This is a genomic window from Thalassobacillus hwangdonensis (assembly GCF_042675915.1).
Classification (GTDB): Bacteria; Bacillota; Bacilli; order Bacillales; family Halobacillaceae; genus Thalassobacillus_A; species Thalassobacillus_A hwangdonensis.
Genome location: NZ_JBHTKL010000001.1, coordinates 243368 through 264150, shown reverse-complemented (window position 1 = coordinate 264150; position 20783 = coordinate 243368). Strand labels below are relative to the sequence as shown.

Below are 20783 nucleotides of genomic sequence, written 5' to 3'. Positions count from 1 at the left end.
TTATCCACCGCTTACCGGTGGTATGAATGCTACGGTATCTCCGAGTGTTACAGTAGATTCATCCGTCGCATACTCCTCATTGATGGCTGCCATTGCAGTATCGATTTCATCCAGTTGATAGTTTTCTTTCAACTGCTTTCGAAGGCTTTGGATCGTTCCCGCTTCTATGTCCAGCTGAACAGACTCTTTACCGACTTTCTCCTGTAAACCAGCAAATAATAAGATGTTAATCATTGTTCTTCACCTCCGGATAACCTTTAGGATACGGTGTTGTTTCCAATTGATTTCCTACCCATGTCTCGCCATCTTCCCAATGCTCTTTTTTCCATATGGGTACAATTTCCTTTATCCGCTCTATTGCGTACCTGCTTGCTTCATAAGAATCAGCTCGATGTGGAGTTGATACTGCTATGACTACTGCGATATCCGAAATATCAAGCCTCCCTACACGGTGAACAATTGCCGTTTCCGCATCCGGCCATTTTTTCTTTATTTCCTCCCCGATCTGCATCAGTTTCTTTTCTGCCATCGGAATATAGGCTTGATAATCAAGGTATAAGGTTTTTTTCCCTTTGGTAAACTCCCTCACTGTTCCTATAAAGGTGTTGATCGCCCCAGCTTCTCTTCTGGTAACAAGTGCAACTACTTCTTCTATAGATACCTTCCCATCGGTGATCCAAAACTTCTTCATTTTCTGCTTCGCTCCCGTTCTAAGTGATGCATGATCCGGCCGCATTGACTCACCACCTCATTCAAGTGATATTCCGGAAGATTTTCTTTACTACTATCAGCACGACTGATAATGACACGTACATCTTCCAGCTCATACAGAAGCTCTCTTTCTTCTTCGTTACCTAATACCAGGATTTTAGGATAAGCTTCATTTTTGAAGCCCTCGACTAGCACAATATCCGGCTGGAAGCGTGAGTATATATGTAATAGATCTTCTAATTTCAATTCCACTCTTGAATCATAATCCAACTGGAATGAACCGCCACCTTCCACCCCGCTCAAAAACGCTCCGGACTCTTTATGGCTGAAGCTATCTGTCAGCTGGTGGTTCGGTGAAAGTTTACTATGATGGCCGTGATGTTTGATTGTTGCAACGTTTACTCCTTGGCTCTTTAAAAAGTGGATGAGATGGTTCATCACTGTCGTTTTCCCACTGTTTTTAAACCCTACAACCTGGTATACAGGAAAATCCCATGCATGCTGCTTCACTTATTCCCTCTCCCCCAAATGCCTCCACTTCCAAAAAAGCTCTGCCACTGATGGCAGAGCTTTCGATGATCAATCCGGAATACCAAGTGCAATTTTTGCATAACGACTCATTTTGTCCTTCGTCCATGGTGGATTCCATACAATATTCACTTGCACTTCCTTTAACTCAGGAATGTCTGCAAGTACACGTTTTACGTCTTGTTCAATGTGACCAGCCAATGGGCATCCCATTGCAGTCAGTGTCATTGTTACTATTCCTACACCGTCTTCATCTACATCAACGCCATAGATGAGGCCAAGATTGACAATATCGATACCCAGCTCAGGGTCAATGACATTTTCAAGTGCACCCATCATGTTTTCTTCCAGTGCTTTATCCACGAATGCGTCCCCCTTCAAAGTTGTTCTATCCTATTATAAACAAAAATCACGCTCGTTTAAAAGGATTGTGACTATTATAAGTGCAATTCAAGCCAGTTGACCATTTCCAGAATGGCAAATCGACTTACTTTATGATCTCTTCCTATTTCCCTACGGAACCTAATGTTTTCCGGATTTTTATAATGCGCGATCGCTTCATTGTAAAAATCATAGGAATGTTCGAATGGTACGACAGGGTCGGCATCTCCATGCCAGAAAAAGATCGGGCGGCCGTACAACTTCTCAACCTGTCTGGACAGATCGATTTTTTCTAATGAAGTAAACAGTTCTGCGAGCTTCTCATCTCCTAACGGGAGGTCGACTCCAGCGCGTTTCACATCATCAATCATCTTTTCAGCGAAAGCGACCGGTTTTGGCGAACCCATCATGACAGCTGCAAGTGACACCCATGGATACTGCGTCATTGCTGCACTTGCTGTCACGCCACCCATACTTGTTCCACCCACACCGAACCGCTGATCCTTGATCAGATTTCGGGAATCCATAACGTTTTTTATTGTAACCAAGTCTTGAAGATTCCTCCCAACAATTTCCCAAAACTTGAACTGCAGCTCCCGATCCGTCTGTTCGATTTCCCTGTCACCATGGTCAAGACTGTCCGGTAAGATTACTCTGACTCCTTTAGCAGCTAACAAATACGCCTGCGCAAGGTTATGCTCTTTTGCTGATGTAAACCCATGAAAGTATGTAAACACCGGTAAGGCCTGGTCATACTTATCTGCCTCCACGACGACCAATACCGGAATATCTTCGATTGTTTCCCGATATACCCCTATCATTTCAACTGACCTCGCTTTTTTACAGTATGTTAAACTCATCCTAATATTTACATTGTATAATTAAATCCTATCACTACACTAAAACAAAGAAAAGTAAAACTATCCCTGCTTTACAAATCAGCCCAGGTATCGCTACACTAAGTAACATAATGAGGTGAATAATATGAAAAAAGAAAAACATTTAATCGCACTTGATTTGGACGGGACATTACTGACGGATGACAAAGTCATCAGTGACCGTACCAAACAAGTGGTGCTTCAGGCAAAAGAGGAAGGGCATGTCGTAGTGATTGCCACAGGCCGTCCCCATCGAGCAAGCATCCAGTATTATCACGAATTAGGATTGGACACACCGATGGTCAATTTCAACGGTGCGTTGATTCACCATCCGACTGACCATAAATGGGATGCACTTCATACACCATTGCCGATCCGTACAGCTAAGCGCATCATCCATCATTGTTACGATTTAGGTGTAAAAAATGTACTTGCAGAAATCAAGGATGATGTCTATCTTGATCAGCATGATGATGAAATGATGGACATTTTTGTAGCGAATACAGGTGAAAACCCTGTGACGGTAGGAAGCTTGAAAACACATCTTCAGCAAGATCCGACTTCACTGCTTATCTATCCTCACGAAGAACAAATCAAAGCATTGCGCCAGGAACTGCAGGATAATCATGCATCCATGATCGAACACCGCAAATGGGGGGCTCCATGGCACGTCATCGAAATCGTCCGGAAAGGTTTGAACAAAGCCGTCGGATTAGATAAGATTTCCCGTTATTATCATATCCCTAAAGAGCGGATCATTGCGTTCGGGGACGAAGATAATGACCTGGAAATGATTGATTATGCTGGTGTCGGTGTTGCGATGCACAATGGAATCGATCCATTGAAGAACGTCGCTAAACACATTACTGGTTCGAATATGGAAGATGGAATCGGTGAGTTTCTTGAAGATTATTTGAAATTGAACACGAAAGCCATCTGAACCATTAATTGGGCATAATAAACCTAAGCAATACTCCCATACTAAGCTTGAACGTTGCAGATAACGTTCAGGCTTTTTTTAGTCGGGAGGGCTTGGCATGAGTAAACGCAGCAAATCCAAACGTTTTGTCCAGCAAGGATCCGATTCGGTCAAGAAGCACGATGAGCGGTTCCCATACCGTGAGCGCTTTTCTGATACGGAACGAAAACGTGAGGAAGCCGACCAACACACGGTAGGAGGGTTTTAAGATGGCCAACAATAACATTTTCCAAAATGCGAAAGAAGCCGTTAACCGCTTCACAAATGCTCGCGGAGAAAACCGTGAACAGGAAAAGCAGGCAGCTCAACAAGCGATCCAATCTGCCTATGCAGATTGCTCACCTGAAGAAAAGCAACAATTGCAACAGTTGGAACAGCAATTGCGCCAGCATAACCAGCTGCAGTAGGTTCACTTCCCATGAAAGAAGCACTGCCATGAGCAGTGCTTCTTTTCATAGTAGTTCCTGCAGGCTTTTCACAACATGCAGTCGTTCATGTTCAATTGTTACAGGACGTGGCTGGATAAAGATTGCATGCATCCCCTTTTGCAAAGCAGGTGCTACTTCGTTTATGAAATTGTCGCCGATTGAAATGATTTCTTCCGGTTTGTATGGAAGTTCTTTTAAAACACGATCGAAATGGTTATCCGTCATCGAAGGCTTTTGGGCAGAAGTGATCACTTCATGGAATAATCCCTCCAACTCCAACTCCCTAAGTAAATTTTCCACATCGTATGCTTCACTATTCGTCATCAGAATCAGGTGCTTCTCTTCTTTCCACTTTGTCAGCCAATCCTTCAAGCCAGGTGTCTGTGTCAACTGGAATTCTTCTGAAACCATGTACTCCTTGGTTTTCACATAACAGTGATATGTATCTTTCATGTGTAGGCCGTGATGTACTGCTGCTGAAAAAGGCAGCCACCAGCCATCTCCGATTGCAATCATACGCTCAAAATCATAACTGAGTGCCTCTGGATACGCTTTTTCTATTTGAGTTTGATTCCACATTTCTCCTTCCCAAGTATGTGCTTCTGTAACTTTATTCGTGAATGGATCGAGTGTCAGTATTGCATCATGTTCGATATCATAAGCTTTTCCAATGGTTAAAGGATGAGCACCATTGAGGATACTATGATAATCCGCTTCGAACTCTGCCTTTTTATCCGCTGGAAGCTTTTCTTTCAGTTGTGCAGCATAATAGTCGAAATGGTCGGTATCTTCATACAACGTGCCATCGAGATCAAATATAAGACAAGGCGCTTCATTTAACGTCACTTCATTCTCTCCCTTTTTAATGATTGTTCTTTATTCATTATACTAGTAATATTTTATGATTTTGTAAATCTGTGTTAATTATTGGTTAATGCTGTTGTAACCCTTCTGTAATTAAATTATAATGAATTTGCAAACAATTCAAAATTCCTAAGGGGGAGAAAGTCAAATGAAAAAATGGTTGATGTTGCTGGTAACTGCAAGTATGTTGTTTGTTTTAGCAGCTTGTGGTTCTGATGAAGGGGATGCTGCAGGTGGAGACAGTGAAGCAAAACCTGAAAAAATCGTCATGGGATTTGTTCCATCACAGGATTCTGACAAAATTGCGGACACAGTTGAGCCTCTTGCTAAAGAACTTTCAGACAAGCTTGGCGTAGAAGTAGAAGGAAAAGTGATGAACAGTTATTCTGCAGTAGTTGAAGGTATGGGAAGCGGCACTATACATATCGGATTCCTTCCTGCATTCGCATTTGTCCTTGCAGAAGAAAAATATGATATCGAAGTAATGCTTAAATCCGAGCGTTATGGAAGCGATCAGTACCGCGCTCAGTACGTAGTTCGTGCAGACTCCGGAATCGAAACGCTTGCTGATCTTGAAGGAAAGACATGGGCGGTACCGGATGTAACGTCTACTTCCGGATTCCTTTTCCCTGCCAATCAGATCATGAAAGAATTCGAAGTGGAAGATGTACAAAATGGCTTTTTCTCTGAAACCATTTCTGCTGGCGGTCATGATAATGCAATCGTAGCAGTATTGGATGGCAATGCAGATGTAGCAACAACATTTGAAGATGCACGTGGTGATCTTGAAGAGGAATATCCAGAAATCATGGATGAAACGAAAGTCATCGGATACACAGATTGGATTCCTAACGATACGATTTCTGTAACTCCAGAATTGGATGAAGACTTGAAGAAAGACATCCAGGAAGCATTCCTATCCTTCAATGACAATGAAGAGATGATCAAGGTCATGAACGAAGTTTACAGCTGGGACGCTATTGTAGAAGCGGAAAGCGAAGACTACCAGGTTGTACGTGACACTTACGCTAAATTCAAAGATTCCATCAACATCGACGACATGTAAGTTCATACAGATGAATATCCCAACAACCATAAATGAATTGTAGAATAGGGAGAAGCTTCTTCTCCCTATTTCTGTATTTTCCGATAGGAGTGAAGACATGATTGAATTTAAAGATCTCTCCCTCGTCTATCCCAATGGGACCCAGGGACTGAAAGATATCAATGTCACCATCAATGAAGGTGAATTCGTTGTAATTGTCGGCTTGTCTGGCGCGGGTAAATCTACGTTCATCCGCAGCATCAACAGGCTAGTCAGCCCAACGGATGGCGAACTGAATATCGATGGCGACAACATCCTGAAGTACAATCCAAAGCAATTGAGAAAACTGCGTACAGAAGTGGGAATGATTTTTCAGCAGCATAACCTGGTCAAACGTAGTACGGTCATGAAAAACGTGATCGCTGGCAGATTGGGTTACACGTCTACATTCAAGAGCATGTTCAATTTGTACCCGAAGAAAGACCTCTCACTTGCATACGAAAGCCTGAAGCGTGTCAACATCGGTGATAAAGTGCATGCGCGTGCGGATCAACTTAGTGGCGGACAGCAGCAGCGTGTATCGATTGCACGAGTGCTGACACAGCAGCCGAAAGTGATCTTAGCGGATGAACCGGTGGCAAGTCTTGATCCACCAACCTCTCATCAGGTGATGACTTATTTGAAGCAAATCAATAAAGAAGATAACATCACTACTATCGTCAATCTCCACTTCATCGATATGGCGATGGAATATGCAGATCGAATCATCGGAATGCGTGAAGGTCAGGTCGTATTCGACGGTCCAGCATCACAGGTTTCAGAATCTACTTTTGAAGATATTTACGGTCGTAAAATCCGAAGTGATGATTTAAGAGGAGGTCAAGAGGAAGATGAGTCAGCTGAAGCAGTCTCACACTAATACTCAGACACCTGGCCTCAATTCAAGAAGGAAACGTATCCAGAATTTATTGATTGTCGCAGCCATCATCATTACTTATTTGATCAGTTCCTATAAAACGGAATCATCCATCCTGCGTTTCAATGAAGAATTCTTTACCAATGTCGGCAGGATGCTCAGTCAAATGTGGCCGCCGAACATGAACTACGCATCACTCGTCTGGCCTAAACTGGCAGAAACGATTCAAATGGCAGTGATTGCTACTTCCATTGCTGCAGTTCTATGTGTTCCTTTAAGTCTCCTGGCTGCCAACAACATCGTACATAATAAATGGATTTATAATGGTGCAAAAAGTTTCTTGAACATCATGCGTACGATACCCGAATTGATTTTAGCCGTCATTTTTGTCGGATTATTCGGTATCGGCGCCTTCTCAGGGATCATGGCATTGATCATCTTCTCCCTGGGTATCCTTGCGAAGCTGATCAGTGAAACGATCGAGGCAATCGATCCACATCAGATGGAATCCATCCAGGCTTCCGGCGGAAACACCTTCCAGGTAATCTGGTATGCTGTCGTACCGCAAGTATTGCCTCAGTTCACTTCATTCTCTTTGTATGTATTTGAAATCAATATCCGCGCCTCTGTCGTACTGGGATTCGTCGGCGCAGGTGGTATCGGTCTGTTGATTCAGCAGCAGATCAATTTCCTGAACTATACAGCTGCAATGTCAATCGTTGTCATTGTATTTATCGTAGTCATCATCATCGATCTGATCAGTAATAAAATCAGGGAGGCGTTATTATGAGTGAAAAAGCATTGACACTTCCTCCCCGTCCAAAACTGATGATATGGAGTGTGTTGAAAAAACTTGCCCTGGCAGCCCTTTTCATCTTTTTGATCATCTGGTCCATATTAGGTATGCTTGAACGAATCAACTTTGACCGCTTGTTGAGTGTACGGACGATCGAAAGCTTCAACAGGATCATCCCGCAGATGTTCCAATTTGATTTTTCTCAATTCGGAAGAATCATGTCGCTTATTCTGGAAACTCTATTCATCGCGTTTACAGGTTCGTTGATGGCAGCGATTCTTGCTGTTCCTTTAGGTTTCCTGACAGCCAAAAATATGATGGGAACTACATGGGGTGGTAAAATAGCCAATGGATTCTTCAAGCTATGGTTGAATGCAATCCGAACATTCCCGGAAATCCTGTTGGCACTTATTTTCGTTGCATCTGTCGGACCAAGTGCTTTTGCCGGGGTACTAGCAATCGCAATCGGTTCAACAGGTATGTTAGGAAAACTGTATGGTGAGGTAATTGAAACGATCGATATGAATGTCGTGGAAGCGATGGAAGCAAATGGGGCAAATAAAACACAAATTTTGTTTTATGGGATTCTCCCTCAAGTATTTCCTGAGTTTCTAAGCTACGCCATCTACCGGTTTGAAATTGATGTACGTGCTTCGACGATTCTTGGTGTCATCGGTGCCGGGGGTATCGGAACGCTGATTGTCATCTCTGCAGCAAATCGGAACTGGGGAGAAGTCGGGTTGATCGTAATGGCGATCATCGTCGTTGTTACAGTTATCGACTACTTCAGTGCCAGCATACGTAAACGAATTGTATAACCATCATGAAAAGTAAAAGCCGAACAATGCGGGTGCATTGCTCGGCTTTTTTCTTAAGCTTTTTTTATAATTGTTTTAATGCCTCTTCGATTTGCGTATCTCCTTCGATCATTTCGAAGGTTTTGTGGTATGCGTTTGGTTCATTCAAGGATGCAATCATTGTTTTCGCAACATCTGCTCTTGAAACTTCTCCTCTGTCGACAGATTCGCCTACCTGAATCTTGCTGGTGCTTTCTCCATCCGTCAATGCACCAGGACGAACGATTGTATAGTCAAGTTCCGTATTCTTCAGATAATCGTCCGCTTCTCCCTTCATTTTCAGGTAGAATTCCAACGCCTCATTGCCGCGGCTTGGATCATCCGCTGCCATTGCACTCAACATCACGAACTTTTTAATACCGAACTTCTCGGTTGATTTAATTAAGTTGATGGCACCATCACGATCGACGGATTCGGTCTTGTCGGCACCTGTGCTTGAACCGGAACCTGCAGCAAACATCACTGCATCCATGCCTTTTACAGCATGGCCGACGTCCCCTTCCAAGTCAGCCAAAATCGGTGTTCCGCCTAGCTTTTCTATCTCGCTTTTCTGTTCTTCTTTTCTGATTAAACCATAAGCCTCATGATTTGCTTCATTCAAATATTGTATCAATAGTCTTCCTGTACTTCCGTTCGCTCCTGCTACTAGAACTTTCATTAAAATACCTCCAAAGTTTAAGTGTGTCTCTTAATTCTAGTTACCGTTTCATTGTTCACTCAAACATTCGTATGTGCACGGAATATAAGAAAAAGAAGATCATCTAGATCTGCTCACCTTTTGGAGTAACCTCGTGTTCACTACACTTTTTCATGCGAATATTATGCGTACGTGCGGGTGAATACCACTCGCTTTCCGCGGACGAACGCCCGAGCCTCCTCGTAAAACCCACACTGCGGAGTCTCGGATCGCCCGTTTTTCCGCAGGAGTCTCCTGGTATTCTCCCACACTTCACCGAAAAAGGCTTTCCATCAATTACACACTGAAGGGATGTAGAAGAATCTTTTTGTCGCAGTCTTCTGCCAACATTACACATTTTCTTTTCCCAGCAAACGATTATAATGCAGATCTTGCAGTTCCATTAAGTATACAATTCTAGTTACAAAGGTATTGATTAAAAAAGATATAATGCTATCGAGTTTTCCCCTCGAAATCTACTCTTCATCATTTATAAGATATTTTCAACACAATGGAATAAATGATGTGGCCGATTGTCCAGTAGGTTATGGCAATCAGGTTATCAAGGTCTGGGGTTGGCTTGATTGCCAGTTCTGTTAGTGGAAAATAAGTCAAAGCAGCCAAGGTGGAGAGCGTCAGAGCCAACGACCAACGGTGGCCTTGATCATCCCTCATTTTACTCTTTAACAAGTACACATAGACGATTCCTATTCCCCAGGAAATAATAAGATGGAACAACCACTCCATGAAAAATGGCCATTCAATGTCTCCGATTACCGGAATGAAATCCACATTCATCAAGAGTGTGTACACTCGTTGACCGGTCACTTCTTCCATCAACCATAAGAATATTCCCAATGCAAATCCAGAAACAGTACCAATCCATATTCCTTTTTTGAGCATGACTACCGTCACCTTCTTTAATAGGCTTCTTCTTTTCTCAATTCACGCAGGAGGTTTTCGATCACTTGGGTCATTGGTCGGTGATCGCCGTAGAGCATTCGGAAATAAAGGGCACGCAGCAAATGTTTACTATTGTTGATGATGATATCTTCATTTGGGTCAGTCCAGGTTTTTCTTTGATAAATCAACGATTCCAGCCACGCCACTTTATCGGTGTGTTCCATTTTCCCGAACATGACCATGATCGCCGTGACCATGCGTTCTTCTTCATCATGTAGATAGGGCTGATCAATTAAAAACTGCTGCTGAATAACTGGAAGCATTGATTTCAACGCTTCTCCGTGAATCTCTTCACATTTAGCTACAGCAGCAAGCGCATCTGCAGCATGGGCCATCGCATGGGCCCATCCCTTTCCTTCTACATATCCTCTGTGATCTTTTTCCTGCTGGATATATTTTTTCAATGCTTCCCATGTGTCATGGATCTCTTTTTCCGTCAGGAAGGCTTCCTGCTGGTGCTGATGGAAAATAGGTGGAATCAACAGCACGGAAAAGCTGCGTTTAAAGACGGCATCTTCTTCTTTATGGGAATGACCGATACGATAAAATAAGTAATTTTTATTCAATACTGATTTCAGAATGCTTTTCATCTGTTCATTAGAATAATATTCTTTCATGATAAAGGTAGAAAACGTAGTGTAGATCAGTTCATCGCGCAGAACGGGATCAGTGGAACCGATTTTCTGCAGCATCAATGTCGTCAAATCCTGGAGGTTGTGTATCTCACCCAGTTGATAGTCGTCCGCTTTCACCTTTCTTAATCGTTCGATGATTCGTTCTTCCATCACTCTTCCCCCTTTGAAAGTGTCTCTATTCTATCACAGGAGCTTTTCAATGTTGCGCGATAAGTGTGTAAGTTCTATTACATTTTCACTTCCACTTTACTGTTCAGCAGGTTACGTGTTTGCTAAAATGGATGTAGTACATGGAAGGAGAGATTTTGATGAGCGTAGTAGCACAACCGACCCCGAACCCGAATGCAATGAAATTCACAGCGGATTCACTGATTTTCAAAGGCGATGGGAGCGTTTCCGTCGCAGCTGGCCAAACCAGTGAATATGATATTATGAATGACTTGATGAAAGTGGACGGTGTTGATAACGTCTTTGGATTCCAGAACTTCATCACAATCAATAAAAAGATGGATGCAGAATGGGATGCTGTGACTCCAGAAGTAGAAAAAGTATTTGAAGAACATGGCTATTAATCCATAGCAACGTAAAAAGGGAATGTGCTCATCAGGCACATTCCCTTTTGCATACTATTGGAAACTTTCCAGTGGTACATAATTGACGTTCGTAGGCCGACCATCTGACGGATTGACTTGGTAGATCGTCAACGTCAAGGATCCGTTGTCAGGCAATTGATCCTCAGACAGAGTAATTTCAAAGGAAAAAGATGCCCAAGCAGGAGCGCCTTCGTCTACTTCGACCACAGTATCCTCAATCAAAATGTTATGACCATCCTCCACGTTATAGCGGAACTGGCCTTCGAAGACACGTGCTTCACCAGTGATCGTGTAGGAACCGTCTTCCCCGCTTACTTGCAGATTGCGGAACGCCTCTTCCCCAGCAGACTGATCGCTATCATTTTGGGTCGCCCCTTCACCAATCTCAAACGGAACGGTAGTAGTGAATGGTTCAGACTCTAAAGGCTGGTCGTTGATCGACATCACTTTGATCGTAATCATTGCTTCATAGTTGCCTGGAACGACTCCTTCAGTCCACTCTTCCTGGAATTCCTGCGTGTCTCCTCCGTTAAACGTGACATATTCCAGTGCTTCCGTGAACATTTTACCATCGGAATATTTGTAGACTTCTTTACCATTTGCATCGGTTACAATGATTTCGTATTTTTGACCGGAGGAAAAGCCAAGTTTATAGGTTTCTTCCGCTTCATTCGTCAATGAAAAGTCAAATAACACTTTTTCCTTCGATGGCTGGGCTTCCGCTTCCAATTTCAAATGTGAGATTGCCTGATCCAAATCAATCTCTCCCGTCTGATCTTCGGTTTCATCCGTATTTTCCGCAGGCACTTCCACCGGTTCCTCTTTTCCTTCAGAACCCTGACTTTCCTCTGAACTGCATGCAGCAACCATGAAGATCGCAAAAACACTTAATAACATCAAGCCTATGTTTTTCATGTTCGTCACATCCTTTTCAAATCCTACTTGTCTATTATTATAGACGATTTGAAAAGGAAAAAGTTACATGATCAGTCATCTTTTCGGAAGAAACCGAAAATTCCTGTCGTTTGTACAATGTTAGTGAACGCTTGAGGATCGACATCATTAATGATGTGCTGTAAATCATAAAGTTCATAGCGTGTGATGACCATCACCAGCATGTTCTTATCTTCCTGGGTGAATGCTCCTTTTGCTGGCAGCGTCGTTATTCCACGAACCATTCTGGCATGGATCGCTTTTTCAAGATCCGGTGCCTTAGTTGTAATAATCATTGCTGTAAGCTTTTCATGGCGTGTATGGATTGCATCGATGACGCGTGTCGATACATATAACGTAAGTAACGTGTATAGCGCGTTTTCCGGTTCATACAAAATACCTGCGACTGCAATGATTCCACTATTAATGATAAGGAAATAAATGCCGATAGGACGATCTTTCATCCGGGATAGAATCATTGCGATAATATCAAGCCCCCCGGTTGAGGCACCCCACTTCAATGTTATCCCTACACCGGCACCACCGAGAACACCACCGAATACGGCATTCAGAATGATATCCTGTGACAAAGACTGCAGGGGGATCAATTCAAGGAACAAAGTCGTGAATGCAACAGATAAAGCACTGTAAACCGTGAAGCCTTTTCCAACTTTATACCAACCGAGTATCGCTACTGGAATGTTCAACACCAGCAGGATGATACCGGTACTTATCCCTTCAATACTTAAAAAATCTTTGAATACACTCGAGAGCAACTGTGCTACCCCTGTAAAGCCACTTGCATAAACGTTAGCTTCAATCAGGAATAGATTAAGTGATAGAGCATTCAGTACTGCCCCGAAAATGACAACGATGATCCGTTTCGCTTCAAATGAAAACAATCGAAAACCTCCTCAGAAAAAACACTATTCTTTTTTTATCACCGTTCCTGAATAAAATCAAGGTTCCATAACTCATTTCCCATTAAAAAAATCTTTTAATCCCTTTGTGAAGGAGAATACTTTGACACATCCATATATAAGGAATAAACTTGAATCAATAGAATAAAAGCAGAAGGTGAAAGCAATGACAGTTAAAATTTTATGTGATTCCGCGTGTGATTTATCCCAACATGAATTTGACTCCTATGATATTGAAATGGTCCCTTTGACCGTCCACCTTAATGAAGAAGACTACCTGGATGGCAAAACGATTACGCCTAAAAAGGTTTACGATGCCATGCGTGATGGAGCTGCACCTAAAACGTCGCAAGTGACTCCAACAACGTTCAAAGAAACATTTCTACGTTATGCCAAAGACAACCAGCCATGTGTGTATTTTGCGTTTTCATCCGAATTATCCGGTACATATCAGACAGCAAAAATGATGGAATCCGAAGTGAAAGAAGAATATCCTGATTTCGATTTGGAAATCATCGATACCAAATGTGCATCACTTGGGTATGGTCTCGTCGTATTAAGAGCCGCCCAGCTTGCCAAAGAAGGTGCTTCCTTTGATGAGGTAAAGGAAGTGGGCTCCTACCATGCTACCCATATGGAACATATCTTCACCGTTGACGATTTGGAGTATCTCTATAGAGGCGGACGTGTCAGTAAAACAGCTGCCTTCGTCGGTTCACTCTTGAAAATCAAACCACTCCTTCATATGGAAGATGGTAAATTGATTCCTTTGGAAAAAATCCGCGGCTCCAAGAAAGTATGGAAACGGATGATTGAAATCATGAAAGAGCGTGGGGCAGATCTCGAGAACCAGACGATTGCGATCAGTCATGGAGATGCACTGGAAACAGCAGAAAATCTTGCTTCCATGATCAAAGAAGAATTCGGTACTGAAGCGATTCATATCGATATGATCGGGTCTGCTATCGGCGCACATGCCGGTCCTGGAACCATCGCATTATTTTTCCTGAACGCTCCTTATAAATAATCATCCTCCCCCTTTCACACACTAAGCGGTGAAAGGGGGTTTTCCTATGACCAAAAGAACAAAAGATGATAACAAAAAAGCATTCGACAACCAGGCACACCATGAAGAAAAGAATGAATTGAAAGAGAAAAACCGTAAGCTTGGCCGTCACCAGTACTCGAAAAAATCAGATCACCTGTAAAAAAACTTGGCTTTTCTTTCTTAAAGTGTAAAAAACATGTAACCTTTCCTCCATCTTGTTCGACTAATCAGTCAAACAAAAAAAGATGGGGGTCTTTTTATGAAAAAATGGCTTTGGGCTTTAGTATCTGCAAGTGTACTACTTCTTATCGCAGGCATCATATGGACAGCGACAATGGGTGAGTCTGTTGCCACCTTGAAACTGAATGGCGAAACGGATGACGTTGCTATCAACACTTCTCTCTCCATTTCATTTTCAGAGGGGCTGATTGAATCGACAGTCACAAAGGATAACGTCCAAGTCTTTGATTCGAATAATCAACCTGTTGACGTGTCTGTAGAAGTGGCGAATGAAAATGAGTTGATCATACACCCACCTGAACAAAAGTTCCGACGAAATCAATCCTATACCATCCACCTTTCAGAAAAAGTGAAAGATAAACAAAACCAATCCGTCCAATCAGAGCCTTTCATTTTCCACACCGAAAAAGAGCTTCCATCTATCAAAGATAAAAATCATATGTATTCCCTATTCGAGGAACAACGTAAGGCAATGAAAGAAAGAAACAGTGATGGCTTTGCTCAGGGAGAGTCGATGGAAGATTCTGCTGATTCAGGAGCTGAAAGCAGCTCAGCAGCCCCTACATCCGAAGCTTCCGAAACGAATGTACAGGTCGATGGCGTCGACGAAGCGGACATCATTAAGACAAATGGCACACACACATTCTTCGTCAGGGAAACAGACGTGATCATTGTAGAAAATGGAGACAGTAAAGCTGAAGTAATAACTACTCTGGAAGATGACACCTTCTATCCAAGAGAAATTTACTTACATGAAGACCAGCTTGTCGTCATTGGTATGAAACATGTCGATGATATGGCAAGGGAAAAAGGCAGCTCGAACGACGCAGCGATTATGCCAGCATTTCAGTCGTTTCTCAGCACTAGAATTTATGATATATCAACAATAAAACACCCAGAAATGGTAAAAGAACTTGAATTGAGCGGGCATTATATGGACTCAAGAAGAATCGATGATACCCTTTACCTGCTTACCAACCACTGGGCAGACTATTATTGGATGGAGCAAAAGGATTCAGATGTACGACCAAGATTTAAAACGGATGATATGGAAGAAACGCAGCCGATTCCATACGAAGACATCGCTTACCTTCCGGAATCAAAAGGGAACCAGTTCGTCGTCATAGCTTCCTTGAACCTGGATAATCTTGAGCAGGAAGCGAACATTGAATCGTATATCGGTTCCTCTTCATCTGTGTATATGAACGAAGAAAACTTGTTCATGACAATGCCATTCCTTAAAGATGTCGAAGAAACAAAAGGTGTTTTCGATTCAATACTTCCAGCACCAGCATTTTCTCCAGACACGAAAGTACTTAAATTTTCATTGAATGACGGGGATTTTAAATTTGCTGCGGAAAATGTAATTCCCGGAAGAATTCTGAACCAATTTTCCATGGATGAGCGAAATGATGTCTTCCGTATTGCTACGACGACGGGTTCAGATTGGAATGAGGATCAACCCTCTTCGAACCATCTATTCACTTATGATGAAGACATGAACAGGCTTGGGTCTGTTGAGAATCTTGCTGAAGGTGAACGGATTTATAGTGCGAGATTCATGGAAGACCGGGCATACATGGTGACTTTCCGCCAAGTCGATCCGCTGTTCGTCATCAACCTTAAGGACCCTGCAAACCCTAAGTTGGAAGGTGAACTTAAAATACCAGGATTCAGTAATTATCTGCATCCGCTCGATAAAGATCATGTCATCGGGTTTGGTCAGGAAACTGCTTTGAGAGAAAACCCTAACGGGGATGAACCGATCGTCGAGCAACGCGGGCTGAAAGTCTCCTTATTCAATATTTCAGATGTAACGAATCCAGTTGAAAAGGATGTCGTCGTACTCGGAGAATATGGACACAGTGAAATGAACTACAATCATAAAGCTATTTACTGGCATCCATCCAAGAATCTCTTTGGCATTCCAGTAACACTATACGAGCGTGTTGTGAAAAAGACGGATGATGGCATGACCTATGAAGATTTGAACTACACCTTTGAAGGAGCATACCTTTATGAAGTATCTGCAGAGAACGGGTTTACCTACAAAGACCGCATCACTTTGCATGACGAAGACACCAAAGAACCCTATCCGGAATATCAGACACAGCTGAAGCGAATCGTATCCGTTGATGACACGCTTTACGCTTATGCACTGGAAAAGATGAAGGCCTATGATCTGGATCAGGAAAAAGTCATCCAGACACTTGACCTTCCTGAATGGTCCCATCGCTGACTAGAAGGAAATTAGGAAAATGAATCCAGAAAAAGAGGCTTGAATGGAATACAAACGGGAATGATGTAAACATCCATACTTAAGGAGGATGATCATCATGGACCAATCAAAGAATCATACCAACCCAGCCCAGCATCAGGAAAGACAACCAGGGATCGAATCCGAGATGACTCCCCTTCCTGTGTACATCGATCAAAATTACAAAGGAAGCGGAAAGCTGGATGGTAAAGTAGCAATCGTAACTGGTGGTGACAGTGGAATTGGTCGCGCTGTTTCCGTCCATTTCGCTCATGAAGGGGCAGACGTAGTCGTCATGTACCTGGATGAGCATCAGGATGCAGAATTGACTAAAACAGAAATTGAAAAAGCTGGCCGCAATTGCTTGTTGATCAACGGTGACGTCGGCAGTCCTGCATTTTGTGAATCTGCTGTCAATCAGGTGATCGATCATTTCGGTAAAGTCGACATCCTCGTCAATAATGCAGCGGAACAACATCCGCAGAATGATTTTATGGACATCTCAAGTGAACAATTGGAAAAAACTTTCCGCACCAATATTTTCGGTTATTTTTATATGGCGAAAGCAGTCGTCCCTCATTTAGCTCAAGGCAGCTCGATCATTAACACCTCCTCGATTACGGCCTATGAAGGCAATGAACAGTTGATCGATTATGCTTCAACTAAAGGTGCGATCAACGGATTTACACGCTCCCTGGCTAAGTCGCTGGTCGGTAAAGGCATCCGGGTAAACGGTGTTGCACCAGGACCGATATGGACTCCATTGATCCCTTCCACCTTCGATGCTCAAACGGTGGAAAAATTCGGTTCGAACTCCCCTATGGGTCGTCCTGGTCAACCGAAAGAACTTGCTCCAGCCTATGTATATCTTGCTAGTGGAGATTCTTCTTACGTCACAGGACAGATGATCCATGTCAATGGCGGATCAATCATCAATGGCTGATCAACGAAGCACAGAGCCCTTGCTCTGTGCTTTTCTATTTTAATTTTATTAAACTTCAATGTTCGATAGGTGGAAGATTCTGATCACTTTCTTGATTTACATTAAGATGAACATTTCCTTCCGCATCTACAGCTCCGTAAAACACATCTGAAGGAGAAGCGATTCCATGTGCCTTCAGCTGGCTATCAATCCAACGCTTATCTTTATTCAACCATTCGAGCAATGGTTTTTGTATCTCTCCATCCAGAATAAAAGGAATTTCATACGCGTTGCTCTTCTTGATGATATTCATATCCTCCCTTTTTATATTTTCCTTTGCAGGAACTAGCTTCACTGAAAGGTTTCCCCCTGCTTCTACTAACGCGATTTCAACATCATTAACATGAAAGACGTCCTTTTCCCGTAACATTTGAAGAACATTTTCCACTGAATAATTGACTTTTTTCATATTTTCACTAATAAAACTACCTTGATAAATGACGATAATTGGTTCAAATGTAATTAATTTGCCGATCTTATTATTTTTCAATTTTACATAGATGATCAATTTGTGCAGCACTGCAATAACGATGATTGCAATAACCGTATGAATGTGCGCGATATTTGGATCTGCGATATCAGCTCCTACAACGGAACCAAGGACGAGCACGACAAGAAAATCGAAAACTGGCAGTTCACCGATTGATCGTTTTCCCATATATAACGTAACAAAAAGCAGTAAGGGAAGTATCGTGAAAATTCTTCCTATAACAAGGAGACCATCTTTTAAGATTTCCAAGGTTATCCCCCTTTCTTTCTAGTTAAGGTGTCCTTGATGATAAGAATTCACTCATAAAAGGACATGAAAAAAAGTGCTGCGAGGTAAGCAGCACTTTTCAAGCTCAATCGATGATGACTTTTCCATTCTCCGGAACTTCATATATTTCACCTTTTACGTTGACTGTAAATAGTGATCCTTCTTCCTGTGTGATGATTGTTGCTTGCTGATCCACCATCACGTTTAACAAATGTCCTCTGAAGTTGATTTTGAATGAATAGTTGTCCCAGTCTTTCGGAATGAAAGGACTGAATTCCAGCTCACCTTTTACTACTCTCATACCGGCAAAGCCGTGGACGATCGAGAGCCATGAACCTGCCATGCTCGTAATATGAAGGCCGTCTTCTGTGTCGTTATTGTAATTGTCCAAATCGAGCCGTGCTGTGCGGAGGTACATTTCGTAGGCTTTGTGCTCATATCCCAGTTCAGAAGCAAGAATTGAATGGACGCACGGTGACAACGATGATTCATGTACAGTCATCGGCTCATAAAAATCGAAATTCCGTTGCTTCTCTTCCTTGCTGAATCGATCATTCAGGAAATACAGACTTTGCAGGACATCCGCCTGCTTGATGAAGCAGGAACGGAGAATCCGGTCCCACGACCAGTTCTGATTGAGAGGCAGATGATTTTCATCTAGATCGGCGACATGGATCAAGTCTTTATCAAGAAAGCCATCCTGCTGTAGAAACACGCCAAGTTGCTCATCGTAAGGGTAATACATCTTTTCGATGATATCTTTCCAATGGTCGAAATCGTCCTCGGTCACTCCAAGGCGTTGTTTCAATTCAAATGATGTTTTTGGATGGTTGTTCTCCAAATACAAAGCGACTGACAAGGTATATTCCAAGGTCCAGGCAGCCATGCGGTTGGTGTGCCAGTTGTTGTTGACATTGTTTTCATATTCATTAGGACCAGTCACACCGAGCATCATATACTTCCCTTTTCTCGGATTGAAATTGACACGGCTTGCCCAGAACTTACTGATTTCAGCCAGCACTTCATATCCGTATTCATTCAGATAGTCCGTGTCTCCGGTGTAATTGACGTAATTCCAGATGGCATGTGCAATTGCACCGTTCCGATGAATTTCTTCGAAGGTGATTTCCCATTCATTATGGGACTCCTCCCCATTCATCGTCACCATCGGGTACAGCGCACCTTTCAGTCCCAACTTTTCGGCATTTTCTTTCGCTTTACCTAATTGGCGGTGCCGGTAGATCAACAGATTCCTTGCGACGGATGCATCAGCTGTACTCAAATAGAATGGCAGGCAATATGCTTCCGTATCCCAATACGTACTTCCCCCGTATTTCTCACCCGTGAATCCTTTTGGACCAATGTTAAGCTCTGCATCTTCGCCAGTGTAGGTATTGTACAATTGAAAAATATTGTAACGGATTCCCTGCTGCGCAGATACATCGCCCTGAATGGTGACATCTGCATGGTTCCAGCGCTCCTCCCAGGCTTCGGTCTGCGCTTTAAGTAATGATTCAAAACCATTGTGGGAAGCTTTGGCTACTCGTTCTTTAGCGGCATCGGGTAAGGCCGATTTCTCCACATGCCTGCTCGTCATTACAGAGATATACTTATAGAAAGTAGCAGTGGCATTTTCAGAGAGATGTGCGCTGACCTTATGATCGACATACTCGTCCTGGTTGGTTACCTGTCCATTTGTAACGCCATTCCCATTAACTTCAGTCACCATCGCAGCAGTCACATCGAATGCCGTCTTCCTCGTGCGCATCGTCAAGACCGCTTCGTTTTCACTCGCATGATGATAGACGGGCATCCAGAAATCTTCATCATAGTTGGCATCCTCATTACGTACATCTCCATCGATATATGGCTGGAAAGTCACGTTGCCTTCGAAATTCTTTGAGGTAACCTCGTATTTGATTGCCACCAAAGAGGAGTCGACGATGGAGAAGAAGCGGGTTACATTTGCAGAAATCTTCTTCCCTTCAGGACTGACAGCTTCAAACTCCCTCTGTAAATAACCATGCTTCATATTCAATACACGTTGGAAATGTACGACTTTCCATACATGGAGATCCAATTCTTCCTCATCGATGAAAACACAGATACCGGTGAAATCCATGGCGTTCAGTACTTTAGCGAAATATTCAGGATAGCCATTCTTCCACCAGCCAACTCTCGTCTTATCCGGATAATAGACTCCGCCGACGTACGTCCCCAGGTGTGTGTCTCCCGAATAGCTTTCTTCAAAGTTCCCCCGCATCCCCATCTGGCCATTACCAATACTCATCAAACTCTCGGCAAGGCGGTTTTGATCAGGATGTATCTGCTCTTCAATGATTTTCCATTCATCCACTTTACATAGTTGTTTCACTCTGATCACCTCATCAATCTTG

Annotated in this window: 25 protein-coding genes; 12 read left to right on the top strand and 13 right to left on the bottom strand. The window is 42.9% G+C overall.

Translation table 11 applies throughout. The features are described 5' to 3' along the window. The 5 genes from moaD to ACFQ2J_RS01395 form a co-directional block, all read right to left on the bottom strand. A complete protein-coding gene (gene moaD / locus ACFQ2J_RS01415) occupies positions 1-234 on the bottom strand; it encodes a molybdopterin converting factor subunit 1 (protein ID WP_386055892.1) in 234 nt (77 codons plus the stop codon). Continuing rightward, positions 227-691, bottom strand: a complete 465-nt coding sequence (locus ACFQ2J_RS01410) for a molybdenum cofactor biosynthesis protein MoaE (RefSeq protein WP_386055890.1) — start codon at positions 689-691, stop codon at positions 227-229. The genes moaD and ACFQ2J_RS01410 overlap by 8 nt, the downstream gene beginning before the upstream one ends. Next, positions 688-1221, bottom strand: a complete 534-nt coding sequence (gene mobB / locus ACFQ2J_RS01405; RefSeq protein ID WP_386055888.1) for a molybdopterin-guanine dinucleotide biosynthesis protein B — start codon at positions 1219-1221, stop codon at positions 688-690. The genes ACFQ2J_RS01410 and mobB overlap by 4 nt, the downstream gene beginning before the upstream one ends. A 69-nt stretch (positions 1222-1290) precedes the next feature. Next, complete coding sequence (locus tag ACFQ2J_RS01400) at positions 1291-1602, bottom strand: metal-sulfur cluster assembly factor (protein ID WP_386055886.1); 312 nt, start codon at positions 1600-1602, stop codon at positions 1291-1293. Positions 1603-1676: 74 nt separating this feature from the next. Continuing rightward, positions 1677-2441, bottom strand: a complete 765-nt coding sequence (locus tag ACFQ2J_RS01395; RefSeq protein ID WP_386055884.1) for a prolyl oligopeptidase family serine peptidase — start codon at positions 2439-2441, stop codon at positions 1677-1679. 163 nt (positions 2442-2604) lie between these two features. On the opposite strand from ACFQ2J_RS01395, the gene ACFQ2J_RS01390 reads away from it, so the two are divergent. From ACFQ2J_RS01390 to ACFQ2J_RS01380, 3 genes are all read left to right on the top strand, one after another. Next, positions 2605-3438, top strand: coding sequence for a Cof-type HAD-IIB family hydrolase (locus ACFQ2J_RS01390; protein ID WP_386055882.1), 834 nt, complete (start codon positions 2605-2607; stop codon positions 3436-3438). Between the two features lie 97 nt (positions 3439-3535). Then, entirely contained in the window at positions 3536-3685 is a 150-nt protein-coding gene (locus ACFQ2J_RS01385; RefSeq protein WP_386055880.1) for a hypothetical protein, read from the top strand. Between the two features lies 1 nt (position 3686). After that, positions 3687-3884, top strand: a complete 198-nt coding sequence (locus tag ACFQ2J_RS01380) for a DUF3813 family protein (RefSeq protein ID WP_386055878.1) — start codon at positions 3687-3689, stop codon at positions 3882-3884. Positions 3885-3929: 45 nt separating this feature from the next. Here the strand turns inward: ACFQ2J_RS01380 and ACFQ2J_RS01375 are convergent, their stop codons facing one another. Further along, positions 3930-4751, bottom strand: coding sequence for an HAD family hydrolase (locus tag ACFQ2J_RS01375; RefSeq protein WP_386055877.1), 822 nt, complete (start codon positions 4749-4751; stop codon positions 3930-3932). 166 nt (positions 4752-4917) lie between these two features. Between ACFQ2J_RS01375 and phnD the strand changes: the two genes are divergently transcribed. From phnD to phnE (ACFQ2J_RS01355), 4 genes are all read left to right on the top strand, one after another. Further along, positions 4918-5835, top strand: a complete 918-nt coding sequence (gene phnD, locus ACFQ2J_RS01370) for a phosphate/phosphite/phosphonate ABC transporter substrate-binding protein (protein ID WP_386055875.1) — start codon at positions 4918-4920, stop codon at positions 5833-5835. Positions 5836-5932: 97 nt separating this feature from the next. After that, a complete protein-coding gene (gene phnC / locus ACFQ2J_RS01365; RefSeq protein WP_386055873.1) occupies positions 5933-6733 on the top strand; it encodes a phosphonate ABC transporter ATP-binding protein in 801 nt (266 codons plus the stop codon). Continuing rightward, complete coding sequence (gene phnE, locus ACFQ2J_RS01360) at positions 6705-7520, top strand: phosphonate ABC transporter, permease protein PhnE (protein ID WP_386055871.1); 816 nt, start codon at positions 6705-6707, stop codon at positions 7518-7520. The genes phnC and phnE (ACFQ2J_RS01360) overlap by 29 nt, the downstream gene beginning before the upstream one ends. Beyond that, entirely contained in the window at positions 7517-8344 is an 828-nt protein-coding gene (gene phnE / locus ACFQ2J_RS01355) for a phosphonate ABC transporter, permease protein PhnE (protein WP_386055869.1), read from the top strand. The genes phnE (ACFQ2J_RS01360) and phnE (ACFQ2J_RS01355) overlap by 4 nt, the downstream gene beginning before the upstream one ends. A 64-nt stretch (positions 8345-8408) precedes the next feature. Here the strand turns inward: phnE (ACFQ2J_RS01355) and ACFQ2J_RS01350 are convergent, their stop codons facing one another. From ACFQ2J_RS01350 to ACFQ2J_RS01340, 3 genes are all read right to left on the bottom strand, one after another. Then, positions 8409-9041: an SDR family oxidoreductase gene (locus tag ACFQ2J_RS01350; protein WP_386055867.1), complete on the bottom strand. Its 633-nt coding sequence runs from the start codon at positions 9039-9041 to the stop codon at positions 8409-8411. A gap of 504 nt (positions 9042-9545) precedes the next feature. Further along, complete coding sequence (locus ACFQ2J_RS01345) at positions 9546-9962, bottom strand: hypothetical protein (protein WP_386055865.1); 417 nt, start codon at positions 9960-9962, stop codon at positions 9546-9548. Between the two features lie 17 nt (positions 9963-9979). Further along, entirely contained in the window at positions 9980-10807 is an 828-nt protein-coding gene (locus tag ACFQ2J_RS01340) for a DUF2785 domain-containing protein (protein WP_386055863.1), read from the bottom strand. A gap of 158 nt (positions 10808-10965) precedes the next feature. Here ACFQ2J_RS01340 and ACFQ2J_RS01335 point away from each other — a divergent pair, with 158 nt between their 5' ends. Beyond that, positions 10966-11229, top strand: coding sequence for a NifU N-terminal domain-containing protein (locus tag ACFQ2J_RS01335; protein WP_386055861.1), 264 nt, complete (start codon positions 10966-10968; stop codon positions 11227-11229). Positions 11230-11283: 54 nt separating this feature from the next. On the opposite strand, the gene ACFQ2J_RS01330 is transcribed toward ACFQ2J_RS01335, so the two are convergent. After that, positions 11284-12165, bottom strand: coding sequence for a BsuPI-related putative proteinase inhibitor (locus ACFQ2J_RS01330; protein WP_386055859.1), 882 nt, complete (start codon positions 12163-12165; stop codon positions 11284-11286). Positions 12166-12236: 71 nt separating this feature from the next. After that, on the bottom strand, positions 12237-13085 hold the full coding sequence (locus ACFQ2J_RS01325) for a YitT family protein (protein ID WP_386055857.1): 849 nt from the start codon (positions 13083-13085) through the stop codon (positions 12237-12239). A 184-nt stretch (positions 13086-13269) separates the two neighbouring features. Between ACFQ2J_RS01325 and ACFQ2J_RS01320 the strand changes: the two genes are divergently transcribed. The 4 genes from ACFQ2J_RS01320 to ACFQ2J_RS01305 all read left to right on the top strand — a co-directional run bounded on the left by ACFQ2J_RS01320 (position 13270) and on the right by ACFQ2J_RS01305 (position 17591). Further along, positions 13270-14130, top strand: coding sequence for a DegV family protein (locus ACFQ2J_RS01320; protein ID WP_386055855.1), 861 nt, complete (start codon positions 13270-13272; stop codon positions 14128-14130). A gap of 46 nt (positions 14131-14176) precedes the next feature. Beyond that, positions 14177-14311, top strand: a complete 135-nt coding sequence (locus tag ACFQ2J_RS01315; protein WP_386055853.1) for a DUF3941 domain-containing protein — start codon at positions 14177-14179, stop codon at positions 14309-14311. 99 nt (positions 14312-14410) lie between these two features. After that, the gene (locus ACFQ2J_RS01310; RefSeq protein WP_386055851.1) at positions 14411-16630 is read left to right on the top strand and encodes a beta-propeller domain-containing protein; all 2220 of its coding nucleotides are present in this window, start codon (positions 14411-14413) and stop codon (positions 16628-16630) included. Between the two features lie 97 nt (positions 16631-16727). Then, positions 16728-17591 (top strand): SDR family oxidoreductase, encoded by an 864-nt coding sequence (locus ACFQ2J_RS01305; RefSeq protein ID WP_386055849.1) that lies wholly within the window; start codon positions 16728-16730, stop codon positions 17589-17591. A gap of 55 nt (positions 17592-17646) precedes the next feature. Here ACFQ2J_RS01305 and ACFQ2J_RS01300 read toward each other — a convergent pair whose 3' ends face one another. Further along, positions 17647-18369, bottom strand: a complete 723-nt coding sequence (locus ACFQ2J_RS01300; protein ID WP_386055847.1) for a DUF421 domain-containing protein — start codon at positions 18367-18369, stop codon at positions 17647-17649. A 103-nt stretch (positions 18370-18472) separates the two neighbouring features. Beyond that, on the bottom strand, positions 18473-20761 hold the full coding sequence (locus ACFQ2J_RS01295; protein WP_386055846.1) for a glycoside hydrolase family 65 protein: 2289 nt from the start codon (positions 20759-20761) through the stop codon (positions 18473-18475). Positions 20762-20783 lie beyond the last annotated feature (22 nt).

What these genes read in the sequence shown, in the direction of transcription:
- phnE (WP_386055869.1), top strand. Translation starts at nt 7,517, where the DNA reads ATGAGTGAAAAAGCATTGACACTTCCTCCCCGTCCAAAACTGATGATA.
- moaD (WP_386055892.1), bottom strand. Translation starts at nt 234, where the DNA reads ATGATTAACATCTTATTATTTGCTGGTTTACAGGAGAAAGTCGGTAAA.
- phnE (WP_386055871.1), top strand. Translation starts at nt 6,705, where the DNA reads ATGAGTCAGCTGAAGCAGTCTCACACTAATACTCAGACACCTGGCCTC.
- ACFQ2J_RS01350 (WP_386055867.1), bottom strand. Translation starts at nt 9,041, where the DNA reads ATGAAAGTTCTAGTAGCAGGAGCGAACGGAAGTACAGGAAGACTATTG.
- ACFQ2J_RS01390 (WP_386055882.1), top strand. Translation starts at nt 2,605, where the DNA reads ATGAAAAAAGAAAAACATTTAATCGCACTTGATTTGGACGGGACATTA.
- ACFQ2J_RS01380 (WP_386055878.1), top strand. Translation starts at nt 3,687, where the DNA reads ATGGCCAACAATAACATTTTCCAAAATGCGAAAGAAGCCGTTAACCGC.
- ACFQ2J_RS01345 (WP_386055865.1), bottom strand. Translation starts at nt 9,962, where the DNA reads ATGCTCAAAAAAGGAATATGGATTGGTACTGTTTCTGGATTTGCATTG.
- ACFQ2J_RS01315 (WP_386055853.1), top strand. Translation starts at nt 14,177, where the DNA reads ATGACCAAAAGAACAAAAGATGATAACAAAAAAGCATTCGACAACCAG.
- ACFQ2J_RS01305 (WP_386055849.1), top strand. Translation starts at nt 16,728, where the DNA reads ATGGACCAATCAAAGAATCATACCAACCCAGCCCAGCATCAGGAAAGA.
- ACFQ2J_RS01330 (WP_386055859.1), bottom strand. Translation starts at nt 12,165, where the DNA reads ATGAAAAACATAGGCTTGATGTTATTAAGTGTTTTTGCGATCTTCATG.
- ACFQ2J_RS01385 (WP_386055880.1), top strand. Translation starts at nt 3,536, where the DNA reads ATGAGTAAACGCAGCAAATCCAAACGTTTTGTCCAGCAAGGATCCGAT.
- ACFQ2J_RS01395 (WP_386055884.1), bottom strand. Translation starts at nt 2,441, where the DNA reads ATGATAGGGGTATATCGGGAAACAATCGAAGATATTCCGGTATTGGTC.
- phnC (WP_386055873.1), top strand. Translation starts at nt 5,933, where the DNA reads ATGATTGAATTTAAAGATCTCTCCCTCGTCTATCCCAATGGGACCCAG.
- ACFQ2J_RS01410 (WP_386055890.1), bottom strand. Translation starts at nt 691, where the DNA reads ATGAAGAAGTTTTGGATCACCGATGGGAAGGTATCTATAGAAGAAGTA.
- ACFQ2J_RS01310 (WP_386055851.1), top strand. Translation starts at nt 14,411, where the DNA reads ATGAAAAAATGGCTTTGGGCTTTAGTATCTGCAAGTGTACTACTTCTT.
- ACFQ2J_RS01335 (WP_386055861.1), top strand. Translation starts at nt 10,966, where the DNA reads ATGAGCGTAGTAGCACAACCGACCCCGAACCCGAATGCAATGAAATTC.
- phnD (WP_386055875.1), top strand. Translation starts at nt 4,918, where the DNA reads ATGAAAAAATGGTTGATGTTGCTGGTAACTGCAAGTATGTTGTTTGTT.
- ACFQ2J_RS01320 (WP_386055855.1), top strand. Translation starts at nt 13,270, where the DNA reads ATGACAGTTAAAATTTTATGTGATTCCGCGTGTGATTTATCCCAACAT.
- ACFQ2J_RS01340 (WP_386055863.1), bottom strand. Translation starts at nt 10,807, where the DNA reads ATGGAAGAACGAATCATCGAACGATTAAGAAAGGTGAAAGCGGACGAC.